Raw genomic sequence first — 13,752 nt, 5'->3', positions numbered from 1 at the left:
ACAAATGGTACGAAAAAAGTATAATATTTAATAGGTAGAATAATTTAGATATTACTCGCCTTTGAGGATGATTTATTTAGTTATGTCCCAGCCTCATTTTTTCATTTTTATAGATACTTCGTATATACTAAAAAGAGGATTAGACTACTATAACAATGAATAGGTTATGGAGGAAATACATATGAAGCTAATAATCGGATTAGGAAATCCGGGAAGAGAGTATGCACAAACGAGACATAATGTCGGATTTATTGCAATCGATGAGCTAGCACATCGTCATCATATCCCTTTAGATAAGGAGAAATTCAAAGGTGTATTTGGTACAGGAATGATTAATGGAGAAAAAATCATACTTTTAAAGCCGTTAACATATATGAATTTATCGGGTGAATCTGTTCGTCCACTGATGGACTATTATGATATTGATCCAGAAGATATTGTTGTAATTTATGATGACTTAGATCTTCCAGTTGGAAAAGTACGTCTTCGTGCGAAAGGAAGCGCCGGAGGCCATAATGGAATGAAGTCAATCATTCAACATTTAGGAATGCAGGAATTCAAACGTATACGAATTGGTATCGACAGACCGAAGAACGGCATGAAAGTACCGGACTACGTTTTAGGAAGGTTTACACAAGAAGAAGTTCCTTTCGTTGTGGAGTCTATAAAAATAACAGCGGATGCATGTGAGAAATGGACTGCCGATTCGTTTATTGATGTGATGAATCAGTTTAATAGATAGATTCAAGGTATTTTTGATTTTTTTGGCACATAGATTAGGAATAAGATACTTCTGATGCGTTCATACTATTAGTAAAGTTCGCAGGAGGTAAAGGGATGTCCATACATTATAATTGTAGACACTGTGGTGTGAATATCGGTTCAATTGATAGAATGTCCGTACATAGTGAAGAACTTGGTTTTCATCAACTAAGTGATGAAGAACGTTTAGATATGATTAATTATCAGGAAAATGGAGAAATACACGTGAAATCAATTTGTGAAGACTGCCAAGAGGCTTTAGATCGTAATCCACATTATCATGAGAATCAAACTTTTATACAATAAGCTTTGGGTAACTTGCCAAAGCATTTTTCTGTTTCCACATACATAAGAGTATTATTCGAGAGGAGGGGTTGGTATTGTTAGGTTTACAACAAATTTTCAAAGATAACGTGGATGTGCAAACAATTATTACAGGTATAAATGGAAATCTAAAAGAGCAATTAGTAGCTGGTTTATCAGGTTCAGCAAGAACAGTACTAATGTCCTCTTTATATTCTGAGTTAAAAAGGCCTCAGTTAATTGTGACGCATAACTTATATCAAGCTCAAAAGCTATATGATGATTTAATAGAATTACTTCCAGAGGATGAAGTCTTTTTATATCCAGTAAATGAATTAATTGCAGCTGAGATAGGCATTGCGAGTCCTGAGTTAAAAAGCCAACGAATTGAACTTTTGAATTATTGGAGCAGTCAGGAAAAAGGTGTCATGATCGCACCCATTGCCGGGTTAAGACGTTTACTTCCGAGTAAGGAAAAGTGGAAAAATGCCCAGCAAACGATTCAAGTTGGGGATGACATCTCAATCGAAAACTTATCGGAACAACTCGTAAAGTTTGGTTATGAGAGAGGCTCAATGGTCTCAACACCTGGAGAGTTTAGTATAAGAGGCGGCATTATTGATATTTATCCATTAACAGAAGAGAATCCAGTCCGAATTGAGTTATTCGACACTGAAGTTGATTCAATTCGAACATTTGAAATTGACTCGCAGCGTTCAAAGGATAAGCTAGAGGTATTTACTTTTGGTCCAGCAACAGAAATTTTACTAGATAAGGTAGAGTTAATGAATGGTGCTGAAAAGCTGGAAAAAGGACTTGCCGTATCATTAAAAAAGATGAAGGACGAAAAAGCAAAGAAGCTATTAGCTCAGAATATTTCCTTCGAATTAGAGGCCATTAAAAATGGACAAATTCCTCAGCAAATGTTTAAGTATCTATCATTGTTTTATGAAAATCCTGCTAGTTTACTAGATTATTTGCCCCAAGATGGAATTGTCATTGTGGATGAAGTCTCAAGAGTGCAGGAAATGTCTGATACACTTGATAAGGAAGAAATGGATTGGCATACATCCTTATTATCAGAAGGACTTGTGATTCATGAGTTGGAATACTCACACTCATTCTTCCCACTCATGCATAGAGCGAATAATAGTATTGTGTATATGTCATTGTTTTTACGTCATGTACCTCATACCAACCCGCAAAATATTATCAACATGTCGTGTAAGGCAATGCAATCCTTTCACGGACAAATCAATGTGTTAAAAAGTGAGTTAGAACGCTGGAGAAAACAACAATACGCTATTGTTTTTTTAGGAGCGACTCATGAACGAGTGAAGAAGTTAGATCGTGTATTAGCAGACTATGAAATTGATGCTGTGACAATTGGCAAAAATGACCCACTAGTAAGCGGGAGAGTGCAAATTATTCCTGGAGCTTTACATGATGGCTTCGAATTTCCGATGCAAAAAATTGCTATTATTACAGAAGAAGAGTTATTTAAGAAGCAAGCTCCAAAACGGTCGCAAAAGAAACAAAAGTTATCAAATGCAGAACGAATTAAAAACTACTCGGAGTTAAAAGTAGGCGATTATGTTGTACATGTTAATCACGGGATTGGGAAGTATCTAGGCATTGAAACACTAGAGATTAATGGTATACATAAAGACTACATTCATATTAAATATCAAGGAAATGATAAGCTTTATGTTCCTATTGACCAAATCGATCAAGTACAAAAATATGTAGCTTCTGAAGGAAAAGAACCGAAAGTATATAAGCTTGGTGGAACAGATTGGAAGAAGGTAAAAAAGAAGGTTGAATCGTCTGTACAAGATATAGCAGATGATTTAATTAAGTTATATGCCGAAAGAGAAGCGAGCAAAGGCTACGCTTTCTCAAATGATAATGACCTGCAACGTGAATTCGAAACATCGTTTCCTTATAGGGAAACTGAGGACCAGCTTCGTTCGATTGAAGAGATTAAGCAAGATATGGAACGAGAACGTCCAATGGATCGTTTGCTATGTGGGGACGTTGGTTATGGAAAGACAGAAGTAGCAATCAGAGCTGCATTTAAAGCCATTACAGACGGAAAGCAAGTTGCATTTTTAGTACCAACAACCATTCTTGCACAACAACACTTTGAAACGATTAAGGAACGTTTTCAAGATTATCCAATTAATATTGGTCTTTTAAGTCGTTTCAGAAGTAAAAAACAACAAACTGAAACGATAAAAGGACTGAAGCAAGGGTCGATTGATATCGTAGTGGGAACACACCGATTATTATCAAAAGACATTGAGTATAAAGATTTAGGATTGTTAATCATTGATGAAGAGCAACGCTTTGGTGTAACACATAAAGAAAAAATTAAACAATTAAAAGCAAACGTTGACGTTTTAACTTTAACAGCTACACCTATACCAAGAACATTACATATGTCGATGCTAGGTGTCCGTGATTTATCTGTTATTGAAACTCCTCCTGAGAACCGTTTTCCTGTACAAACGTATGTAATGGAATATAACGGAGCATTTGTGCGAGAGGCAATTGAACGGGAAATGGCAAGGGGAGGACAAGTGTATTTCCTATACAACCGCGTGGAGGATATTGAGCGGAAAGTAGATGAAATTTCCATGCTTGTACCAGATGCGAAAGTGATTTACGCACACGGAAAAATGAACGAAAATGAATTAGAATCCGTAATGTTAACCTTCCTTCAAGGCGAAGCAGATGTGTTAGTAAGCACGACAATTATTGAGACAGGGGTAGATATACCAAATGTGAATACATTAATTGTCTATGATGCAGATAAAATGGGATTGTCTCAGTTGTATCAGCTTAGAGGACGCGTAGGCCGTTCGAACCGAATTGCATATGCCTATTTCACCTATCAGCGAGATAAAGTGCTAACAGAAGTAGCTGAAAAGAGATTACAAGCAATCAAAGAGTTTACAGAGTTGGGCTCTGGATTTAAAATTGCGATGCGTGATCTATCCATACGTGGAGCAGGAAACTTACTAGGTGCTCAGCAACACGGATTTATTGATTCAGTTGGATTTGATTTGTATTCACAAATGCTGAAAGAGGCAATTGATCAGCGAAGAGGATTGCCTGAAGAGCAAGAAAAGCTTAAAAATGTTGAAATAGATGTGGACTTAGATGCATACATTCCTGAAGCATATATAAAAGATGGTCGGCAAAAGATTGAAATCTATAAACGTTTTAAAGGAATTAGTTCAAACGAAGAGCTATTAGAGCTTCAAGAAGAGTTAATGGACCGTTTTGGTGATTATCCATTAGAGGTTGATTATTTAATTAAAATAACACTTCTTAAGTTACATGCGCTGAATGCAAATATAGAGACTATTAAGCAAGTGAAAAATGAAGTTATTTTATTTATGACTGAGGAATTCAGCAACATGATTGATGGTGGCAAATTGTTCATGGTTGCCAATCAAATAGGTTCAAATATCAATTTAGGGTTAGAAAACAATAAAATTAAAATTGTCGTTAATACAAATGGTTTAACTGTAGATCAATGGATTACTTCAGCCAACACGTTATTAAATGAAGTGCCTCTTCTTATTAAGGAAGAATTTGCTCAAAGTGCAAACTAAAATTTACTATGAAAATTAGTAAGTTATTCCATTTAATGATTTTTTCTAGTTGCCAGTGTATAGAACTTTCTGTGTGAAGGATACTAAACTCAACAGAAGGTGATTTAACCAAAAATGGAAATTCAATTTCTTAATCACCACTATTTTAATCATCAAATGAAAGTGAGGCATCTTTAGATGAAAGCAACTGGTATAGTTCGTCGAATTGATGATTTAGGACGTGTGGTCATTCCTAAAGAAATAAGAAGGACACTTCGAATTCGTGAAGGAGATCCACTAGAAATCTTTGTAGACCGTGATGGAGAAGTGATTTTAAAAAAGTATTCACCTATTAGTGAGCTAAGTGATTTTGCAAAAGAGTATGCAGAGGCATTATATGATAGCTTGGGACATACCATTTTAATTTGTGATCGTGATGCATTTATTGCGATGGCAGGTGGTTCGAAAAAAGAATACTTAAACAAAAATATAAGTGACCAAATTGAGAAGGTAATGGAAGATCGTAGCTCAATTCTAGAAACAACGGAAAAGCAAGTAGCTATTGTAGAAGGAATCGATGAGGCGGTAACTTCTTATACAGTAGCACCAATTATAGCAAATGGAGACCCAATTGGTGCAGTCGTAATTATGTCAAAAGAACGTACACTTGGAGAAGTGGAGCAAAAGGCAGTTGAAACAGCTGCTGGATTCTTAGCTAGACAAATGGAGCAATAATAAAGGAATGGGACAGCCACGGCTGTCCCATTTACTTTTTTTAGCAGATAAATATGATATAATACTCTCGCAACTTACTTGGAAGGGAAACTGCCTTATGCAAGGTTTACATACTAAAAAGCATACGTTCATACAGGGAGCACTGTTATTGACATTTGCTGGGATTTTAACGAAGATTCTTAGTGCAGTGTACCGTGTCCCTTATCAAAACATTGCGGGGGACATAGGCTTTTATATTTATCAGCAAGTGTACCCGTTTTATGGGATTGCCATTGCGTTATCGCTAAATGGATTTCCGATTGTGATATCAAAGATTATTTCGGAACAAAAAGGAACGAACAAAAATGAACAATTTACTTTAATATATAGTTTTTTAACTTTATTTTTTTTCGGTTTCATTTCATTTTTTCTTATATTTGTTTTTGCATCACCTTTAGCAAGCCTAATGGGAGATTCTTTATTAATTGAACCAATCAAAATGGTTTCATTTAGCTTTCTCTTATTACCTTTTATCTCAATATTTAGAGGGTACTTTCAAGGTTATGAATATATGCTTCCAACTGCACTATCACAAATTTCTGAGCAGTTTATCCGTGTGAGTAGCATCCTGATTTTAGCGTTCGTACTTGTCAAAGCAGGTTATGATTATTATGTAATTGGAACAGGTGCTGTTATTGGATCTATTATTGGGGGAGTAGCCGGACTTATCGTACTTTTATTCTTTCGTAAAAAGTTAATGCATCATTTTTCATGGAAACATTACAAGGATGCCTTTCAAATGAAGAATGTACGTGCTTTTCCATTTAAGAAAGTGGTGCTTTCGAGTATTACGATTAGTACGACAGGTTTGACGTTAGTTTTATTACAGCTTGTCGACTCTTTTACTCTATATTCACTTCTTGTTCAATCAGGAGTAGATGCAACAGAAGCAAAGTTTGCAAAAGGAGTATTTGATCGGGGTCAGCCATTAATACAGTTAGGTGTTGTTTTAGCTACATCGTTATCTTTAACACTAGTTCCTACAATTTCTAGTGCGGTAAAACGTAATAAACATGAGGATATTTTGAAAATGTCGCGGTTATCGTTAAAGATAAGTGTAGTAATTGGTACGGGAGCATCACTTGGATTGCTATCGATTATGAAATATACAAACTTTATGTTGTTTACCAATATGGTAGGGAGCACAGTTTTATCTGTGTTAAGTCTAAGTGTTTTATTATTATCAATAAGTTTAACAGCCTCTGCCGTTTTACAAGGGCTAGGCTATGTGACACATACTGCACTTATTGTGTTGGTGGGCTTCTTTATAAAAGTGATAGTTAATCAACTCTTAATTCCTCATTATGGAACGATGGGAGCAGCAATTTCATCTGTTATTGCAATTGGGGTTATTTTATTAACTACTCTTGTATTCCTAGTTAAAAAGCTGAATACAAAGAATTTGATAACATATCGTTTCGTTTTAAAGACACTCATTGCTGGTCTTGGCATGATCATAACAATAAAGCTATATGAACTCATTTATTTTCAATTACTGGTGGATGAAGTAACACGTTTAAGCAGTTCGGTGTATGCATTAAGTGCTGTTTTAGTTGGTGGGGCTTTATTTATCGGACTCACCTATCAATTAAAAATCATACACAAAGATGAGATTATAGGTTGGAAAAGAAAAAAGGAGGAAGAAATGTGAGTCATACCATTTTTGTATTAGGACTTGGAGCGGGAGAAATTGGTCAACTTTCTTTAGATATGTATAAAAAAATTAAACAGTGTTCTCATCTTTTTGTTAGAACGAAGAATCATCCTATCATTGCAGATTTAACTACTGAAGGAGTAACGATCTCTTCGTTTGATGAAATATATGAGAAACATGACCAGTTTGAAAAGGTTTATGAAGAAATTGTCGAGCTGCTATGTCATAAAGCGTTAAGTGATGATGTCTACTATGCGGTACCAGGACATCCACTAGTAGCAGAAAAAACAGTTCAACTATTGATAGAAAAAAGAAATGAAGGGTTTCAAGTTGTTATTGAAGGCGGAAATAGCTTTATCGATCCAATGATAACAGCACTTGAAATTGATCCGATTGAAGGTTTTCAATTGGTAGACGCAACTTCATTTTCATCTGCGGAATTGCAGCTGACACAACATATGGTAATTTGTCAGGTATACGATCAGTTAGTTGCTTCGGATGTAAAGCTTTCCTTGATGGAACGATTACCTGATGACTATGAAGTAGTTGTTGTAACTGCAGCGGGAACATCACAGCAACAAATTAGGAATGTACCATTATATGAGCTTGATCATGGAATAAATATAAATAACTTAACGACGATATATGTTCCTCCAGTAAAAGAAAAGGAAATGTTATACCGCGAATTCCAAACCTTAAAGAAGGTTATTGCTGACCTGCGAGGTCCAAATGGATGCCCTTGGGATAGAGAACAAACACACCGATCATTAAAACCATACTTAATTGAAGAAGCGTATGAAGTGTTAGAGGCAATCGATGAGGAGGATGACGATCACTTAGTTGAAGAGCTAGGAGACGTATTACTTCAAGTAATGCTACATGCACAAATTGGAGAAGATGAAGGTTGGTTTACGATTGAAGATGTAATCGAAGAAGTGACAGAAAAAATGATTCGAAGGCATCCGCATGTTTTTGGTGATGCAAATGCATCCACAAGCTTAGATGTTAGTGAAATTTGGGGAGAGATGAAGAGACAGGAAAAAGATCAAGATGGTTCAAAATCGATTTTTTCAGATCTTGCGAAAAGTTTCCCAGGGTTACTAATGGCATTCAAAATACAAAAGCGTGCAGCTAAAGTTGGATTTGATTGGGACAATCCTACCCCGATTTGGGAAAAGATTGAGGAAGAAATCGAGGAATTTAAAAAAGAAATTGCAGATCATGCACCTGTTGAAGAAGCAGCCAAGGAATTTGGAGACATTTTATTTGCGCTTGTTAACATTGGTAGGTTCTATGGAATTGACCCGGAAGTTGCGATTACCCAAACGAATCAAAAGTTTATAAAAAGGTTTCAGTTTATGGAGACGAGAATAATGGAGCAAAAACTCGAGATGAACGAACTTTCTTTAAATGAATTGGATAAGTTTTGGGAAGAAGCAAAGAAATACGAAAAATATAGATAAGGTAGGTTCGAATATATGAGACTAGATAAATTTTTAAAGGTTTCTCGTTTAATAAAGCGCCGGACATTAGCGAAGGAAGTCGCAGATCAAGGAAGAATAGCCATAAATGGTGTTGAGGGAAAAGCAAGCTCAAATGTAAAAGTAGGAGATACGTTAACCATTAGATTCGGCCAAAAACTAGTCACTGTTCAAATTGATACGATTCAAGAAAATTCAAGAAAAGAAGAAGCAGCTCAAATGTACTCAGTATTAAAAGAAGAAAAGTTGACCGATCAAGAAAACTTCTAGCCCGTTTGACAGCTTGTTCTAAATCACAAATTCCTCACATACAATTTTTATAAAATGTATTACGCATGAACTTACTTCATGGTCATACAAAGTCATTTAATGGTGGGGGATGAAGAGATGAGTCAATATTATGACATGGGGACGCAGAACAAAGGAACTGCACCTGAACATGATGTTATAATGAGGGGTAGAAGACTTTTAGACATAACAGGTGTCAAGCAAGTAGAAAGCTTTGACAACGAAGAATTTTTACTTGAAACAGTGATGGGTATGCTAGCGATTCGTGGACAAGGACTTCAAATGAAAAACCTTGATGTGGATAAGGGTATTGTTTCAATTAAAGGGAGAATCTTTGATATTGTCTATTTAGATGAACAGCATGGGGAGAAGGCTAAAGGTCTCTTTAGCAAGTTATTCAAATGAGTTTAAGTGTTCAATTTTATACGATGCTTGCCATGTTTGGTATGGGAAGCTGGGTTGGGGCAGCGCTAGACACATACGGTCGCTTTTTACAGCGACCGAAGCGTGCGCGCTGGCTATTATTTATAAATGATCTTAGCTTTTGGATTGTACAAGGCCTCATTATATTTTATGTACTTCTACTTGTGAACGAAGGCGAATTGCGCTTCTATGTATTTTTAGCACTTTTATGTGGCTATGCTGCTTATCAAAGTATATTTAAATCTTTCTATATGAATTTCCTGGAGCATCTGATAAGATTTGTAATAAGAACTTATCAATTTATCGCTAAGCTTATTACAACACTTGTCATTAAACCAATACGCTATTTAATCCATTTATTAGTCGTTCTATTAATTACACTATGGGGCGTACTATTAGTGATTCTAAAGTTCTTATTAAATGTCGTTTATTTACCTTTAAAGTGGATAAGCCTCGTAGTTTGGAAACTATTGCCGAAAAAGGTAAAAATGTTTTTTAATGACGTTGCAGGATTTTTAATAAAGATAAAGAATTTCAAGAATATAGGGCATAAATGGCTAGCATTTATAAAGAAGTGGTGGCAAAACTTTCGCAGTTAGGAGGATGAAAACGAGCATGAATACTCGTAGTAGAGAGAAAATAAAACATATCCAGTCAGACTATCAAAAAGTTGTCGCTCAGCGAGAAAAGCTCGTTTCACATCGCCGAAAAGGACTAATCAGAAGGTTTGCCGTTTTCGGAATCATAACTGCGATTACGGGATATTTTATGATTTCAACTTTTTTCTCACAAAATGCTGCTTATGAAAATAAACTAGCAGAGAAGGAACAGTTAAAACATGAGCTAGTTCAGATGCAAAAAGAACAAGGTAAGTTAGAGGAAGAGATCGTGAAGCTTAATGACGACGAATATATTGCGAAAATCGCAAGACGTGATTATTTCTTGTCAGATGAAAACGAGATCATCTTCTCTATCCCTGAGGAAGATGAGTAATATTGACACTTTATTTTCCAATTGGGTATAATGAAAGCAATTTGATTTTTGATTTATTTTAAGGAGGAGCAATTTTTTTATGTCAATTGAAGTAGGCAGCAAGTTACAAGGTAAGGTAACAGGCATTACGAATTTTGGAGCGTTTGTGGAGCTGCCAGGTGGCTCAACAGGTCTTGTTCATATTAGTGAGGTTGCAGACAACTATGTGAAAGATATTAACGAGCACCTTAAGGTAGGGGACGAAGTAGAAGTTAAAGTTATTAATGTTGAGAAAGATGGCAAAATTGGACTTTCTATTAAGAAAGCAAAAGAAAGACCACCTCAACAACCTACTTCTAGACCAAGCTCACAACGCCCTCGTAATTCAGGCCGTCAAGGTGGAGGATATCGAGATCAACGTGAACAAGAAACGTTTGAACAAAAAATGAATCGTTTCCTAAAAGACAGTGAAGATCGATTATCATCAATTAAGCGCAACACAGAGTCAAAACGCGGTGGGCGTGGAGCGAGACGCGGTTAATAACTTGCTGACTATATAATATATATTGATAAAGAGCTGCTAATAAGTAGCTCTTTTTATTGAAGAAAAAATTACCATCTATTCATGCTAATCGTTTTCATGATTTCTCGACAAAAAAATTATTGACATTTCCCTCTGTCGATTATAATATAGCAAATGTACTTCTTTTACATTTTGCAATATGGCGGTGTAGCTCAGCTGGCTAGAGCGTACGGTTCATACCCGTGAGGTCGTGGGTTCGACTCCCTCCGCCGCTATACCTAAAAAGGCTGTATCTATATAGATACAGCCTTTTTTTATTGTTTTCAATGAACGCATGAACGTGTAAAAATTTTCCCTTCCATGTTTAGTTTCGGAGAAAATAGTCGAACGATTTTATAAGCTTGTCTCGTTCTTTTGACAAATTCCTGCGGTTCCACTCGTTATAATTACAACCAACTATTATATTCGTTGGGGGAGATATTTATGCACGAAACAGGAAGGGATGTTACAGAGGTCGCTTACGCAGAAGTAGCAATAGTGGATCGGGTGCAAAATACTTTATCTCAATCCATGACAAAACTGAAGCAAAAAACAGAAATTCTTTTCTTCCAAAAAGGATTACTTATTATGATCATAGGTTTTTTATTAGGAAGGGCGTTAATATTAGAACAAATTATGCCGTTTGCTATTCCGTTTTTTGCTGCAGTTTTTACGATGAAACGAGAGAAGTCTGTTCTAGCTCTTATTACACTAACAGCTGGAGCTGCAACCGTTGGATGGATGAATGCAGGAATTGTTTTTGTATCAATCCTAATCTTTTTAACTTTGCGAGCAATCTATAACCGGTTTAATCCTTCTTTAATGAAGGCAGTACCGTATATCGTTTTTGCATCGAGCCTCATAGCTAATTTAACCATCCACGCTATCGTCCTAAAGGAATTAAGTTTGTACCACCTTTCTATGATAGCGGTAGAAGCGGGATTAAGTTTTATTTTGACGATGATATTTTTACAAAGTGTACCACTTATTAGTTTAAAACGCAGAAAGCAAGCGTTGAAAACAGAAGAGATTATCTCAGTCATTATTTTATTGGCAACAATTTTAACAGGTACGATGGGCTGGTCACTATATGATTTATCAGTTGAACATGTGTTTTCTCGCTATTTAGTCTTACTTTTTGCATTTTGTGCTGGTGCGACGATTGGCTCGACTGTTGGAGTTGTTACGGGGTTAATATTAAGCTTGGCAAATGTTTCAAGTTTGTACCAAATGAGTTTGTTAGCATTTTCTGGTTTACTAGGCGGTTTACTTAAGGAAGGTAAGAAGTTTGGGGTCGGAGTAGGATTGTTAATTGGAACAATGTTAATTGGTTTATATGGAAGCGACCAAACAAACCTCATGAATACTGTATTTGAATCATTAGTTGCTATTATGCTGTTTTTCCTAACGCCACAATCCATGATTAGTAAGATTGCTAAATTCATACCGGGAACTGCAGAGCATGCAGCTGAACAGCAGCAATATGCAAGAAAAGTTCGGGATGTGACAGCAAATCGTGTTGAGCAGTTTTCAAGTGTGTTTCAAGCCTTATCAAAAAGTTTTTCACAAAATATACTTGTTCCAGAAGATACAGATGATGAAAGAGAAATAGATTATTTCTTGAGTAATGTCACCGAAAAAACATGCCAGACATGCTTCAAAAAGGAAATGTGCTGGTCGAAAAACTTCAATACAACTTATGATTACATGCACACGATTATGCAGGAATGTGACGATTTATCATCACCCAAAAATACAAGTCTAAAAAGAGAATGGGAGAGATATTGTATAAAGTCAGCTAAGGTTGTTGATGCCATTCAGCATGAGTTAACGTATTATCAAGCAAATCAGAAGTTGAAAAAGCAAGTAAAGGAAAGTAGACGTTTAGTAGCTGATCAGCTGTTGGGCGTTTCTCAAGTCATGGGTGATTTTGCGAAAGAGATACAAAGAGAGAGAGAAAATCATTCGATTCAAGAAGAGCAAATACTAGATGCTCTAAGAGAATTTGGTATTGAAATTGGCCACGCGGATATTTATAGCTTAGAACAGGGAAATGTCGATATTGAAATGAGCATGCCTAATTGTAATGGAAGAGGCGAATGTGAGAAGCTAATTGCGCCAATTTTATCTGATATCCTGCAAGAAACGATAGTTGTGAAAAGAGAAGAGTGTGCTGCATATCCAAATGGAAACTGCTATGTTAGCTTTGGCTCGGCGAAAACGTATGTTATTGAAACGGGGATTGCCAATGCTGCAATGGGTGGAGGTTTAGTATCTGGAGATAGTTACTCTACAATGGAGCTTGGTGCAGGGAAGTATGCAATTGCTATTAGTGATGGCATGGGCAATGGAGAGCGTGCACATTTAGAGAGTAATGAAACATTAATGCTATTACAAAAGATACTTCAAAGTGGAATAGAAGAAAAAGTAGCCATTAAATCAGTTAACTCTGTCTTATCACTCCGAACAACAGATGAAATCTTTACGACACTTGATTTAGCAATGATTGATTTGCAAGATGCAAGTGCGAGATTTCTTAAGATCGGCTCAACACCGAGTTTTGTAAAACGAGGGGATCGAGTTCTAAAAATTGAAGCAAGTAATTTACCGATGGGAATTATTCAAGAGTTTGACGTAGATGTAGTAAGTGAACAATTAAAGGCGGGTGACCTTCTTGTCATGATGAGTGATGGTATTTTCGAGGGTCCAAAGCATGTAGAGAATTATGAAATGTGGATGAAGCGAAAAATAAATGAAATTGAAACAGAAGAACCACAAGAAGTAGCAGACATTATTATGGAGGAAGTCATTCGCTCACGAGGTGGTCAGATTGAAGACGATATGACCATCGTCGTGGCGAAAGTAAAACGCAACCTACCAAAATGGGCAGCAATTCCACTTCACCGTAAGAAGGTTATGTGAGTAAGATGA

The 13,752-nt window shown here is 36.2% G+C and carries 12 protein-coding genes and 1 tRNA gene; all 13 read left to right on the top strand.

Annotation, left to right across the window (positions count from 1 at the left end; all coding sequences use genetic code 11):
- Positions 1 to 181 precede the first annotated feature (181 nt).
- Positions 182 to 742: an aminoacyl-tRNA hydrolase gene (gene pth / locus JR050_RS00155; RefSeq protein WP_204201515.1), complete on the top strand. Its 561-nt coding sequence runs from the start codon at positions 182 to 184 to the stop codon at positions 740 to 742.
- Between the two features lie 95 nt (positions 743 to 837).
- Entirely contained in the window at positions 838 to 1,068 is a 231-nt protein-coding gene (fin, locus tag JR050_RS00150; protein ID WP_204201514.1) for an anti-sigma-F factor Fin, read from the top strand.
- A 74-nt stretch (positions 1,069 to 1,142) separates the two neighbouring features.
- Complete coding sequence (gene mfd / locus JR050_RS00145; protein WP_204201513.1) at positions 1,143 to 4,688, top strand: transcription-repair coupling factor; 3,546 nt, start codon at positions 1,143 to 1,145, stop codon at positions 4,686 to 4,688.
- A 177-nt stretch (positions 4,689 to 4,865) separates the two neighbouring features.
- Positions 4,866 to 5,402: a stage V sporulation protein T gene (gene spoVT, locus JR050_RS00140; protein WP_204201512.1), complete on the top strand. Its 537-nt coding sequence runs from the start codon at positions 4,866 to 4,868 to the stop codon at positions 5,400 to 5,402.
- A gap of 97 nt (positions 5,403 to 5,499) precedes the next feature.
- Positions 5,500 to 7,092, top strand: a complete 1,593-nt coding sequence (locus tag JR050_RS00135) for a putative polysaccharide biosynthesis protein (protein ID WP_204201511.1) — start codon at positions 5,500 to 5,502, stop codon at positions 7,090 to 7,092.
- Entirely contained in the window at positions 7,089 to 8,558 is a 1,470-nt protein-coding gene (gene yabN, locus JR050_RS00130; protein ID WP_204201510.1) for a bifunctional methyltransferase/pyrophosphohydrolase YabN, read from the top strand. The genes JR050_RS00135 and yabN overlap by 4 nt, the downstream gene beginning before the upstream one ends.
- 15 nt (positions 8,559 to 8,573) lie before the next feature.
- Positions 8,574 to 8,846 (top strand): RNA-binding S4 domain-containing protein, encoded by a 273-nt coding sequence (locus tag JR050_RS00125; RefSeq protein ID WP_204201509.1) that lies wholly within the window; start codon positions 8,574 to 8,576, stop codon positions 8,844 to 8,846.
- 117 nt (positions 8,847 to 8,963) lie between these two features.
- Positions 8,964 to 9,269 carry a sporulation protein YabP gene (gene yabP / locus JR050_RS00120; RefSeq protein ID WP_204201508.1) on the top strand — a complete coding sequence of 102 codons (306 nt, stop codon included), beginning with the start codon at positions 8,964 to 8,966 and terminating at the stop codon, positions 9,267 to 9,269.
- Positions 9,266 to 9,886, top strand: coding sequence for a spore cortex biosynthesis protein YabQ (yabQ, locus tag JR050_RS00115; protein WP_204201507.1), 621 nt, complete (start codon positions 9,266 to 9,268; stop codon positions 9,884 to 9,886). The genes yabP and yabQ overlap by 4 nt, the downstream gene beginning before the upstream one ends.
- Before the next feature lie 16 nt (positions 9,887 to 9,902).
- On the top strand, positions 9,903 to 10,280 hold the full coding sequence (locus JR050_RS00110) for an FtsB family cell division protein (RefSeq protein WP_204201506.1): 378 nt from the start codon (positions 9,903 to 9,905) through the stop codon (positions 10,278 to 10,280).
- 79 nt (positions 10,281 to 10,359) lie between these two features.
- Positions 10,360 to 10,800 carry a S1 domain-containing RNA-binding protein gene (locus tag JR050_RS00105; RefSeq protein ID WP_149221350.1) on the top strand — a complete coding sequence of 147 codons (441 nt, stop codon included), beginning with the start codon at positions 10,360 to 10,362 and terminating at the stop codon, positions 10,798 to 10,800.
- Between the two features lie 183 nt (positions 10,801 to 10,983).
- Positions 10,984 to 11,057 (top strand) — tRNA-Met (locus JR050_RS00100).
- A 208-nt stretch (positions 11,058 to 11,265) separates the two neighbouring features.
- Positions 11,266 to 13,743 (top strand): stage II sporulation protein E, encoded by a 2,478-nt coding sequence (spoIIE, locus tag JR050_RS00095; RefSeq protein ID WP_204201505.1) that lies wholly within the window; start codon positions 11,266 to 11,268, stop codon positions 13,741 to 13,743.
- The last annotated feature ends 9 nt before the right edge of the window (positions 13,744 to 13,752 follow it).

Source organism: Bacillus suaedaesalsae, from assembly GCF_016890225.1.
In the GTDB taxonomy this organism is placed as follows: Bacteria; Bacillota; Bacilli; order Bacillales; family SA4; genus Bacillus_BS; species Bacillus_BS suaedaesalsae.
The sequence above is the reverse complement of the archived record's forward strand: the minus strand, read 5'-3'. Positions and strand labels throughout refer to the sequence as shown.

Bases quoted from the DNA above. Each gene is read 5' to 3' on its own strand.
- yabP (WP_204201508.1), top strand. From the start codon at position 8,964: ATGAGTCAATATTATGACATGGGGACGCAGAACAAAGGAACTGCACCT.
- JR050_RS00125 (WP_204201509.1), top strand. From the start codon at position 8,574: ATGAGACTAGATAAATTTTTAAAGGTTTCTCGTTTAATAAAGCGCCGG.
- spoIIE (WP_204201505.1), top strand. From the start codon at position 11,266: ATGCACGAAACAGGAAGGGATGTTACAGAGGTCGCTTACGCAGAAGTA.
- JR050_RS00135 (WP_204201511.1), top strand. From the start codon at position 5,500: ATGCAAGGTTTACATACTAAAAAGCATACGTTCATACAGGGAGCACTG.
- JR050_RS00105 (WP_149221350.1), top strand. From the start codon at position 10,360: ATGTCAATTGAAGTAGGCAGCAAGTTACAAGGTAAGGTAACAGGCATT.
- yabQ (WP_204201507.1), top strand. From the start codon at position 9,266: ATGAGTTTAAGTGTTCAATTTTATACGATGCTTGCCATGTTTGGTATG.
- pth (WP_204201515.1), top strand. From the start codon at position 182: ATGAAGCTAATAATCGGATTAGGAAATCCGGGAAGAGAGTATGCACAA.
- spoVT (WP_204201512.1), top strand. From the start codon at position 4,866: ATGAAAGCAACTGGTATAGTTCGTCGAATTGATGATTTAGGACGTGTG.
- JR050_RS00110 (WP_204201506.1), top strand. From the start codon at position 9,903: ATGAATACTCGTAGTAGAGAGAAAATAAAACATATCCAGTCAGACTAT.
- fin (WP_204201514.1), top strand. From the start codon at position 838: ATGTCCATACATTATAATTGTAGACACTGTGGTGTGAATATCGGTTCA.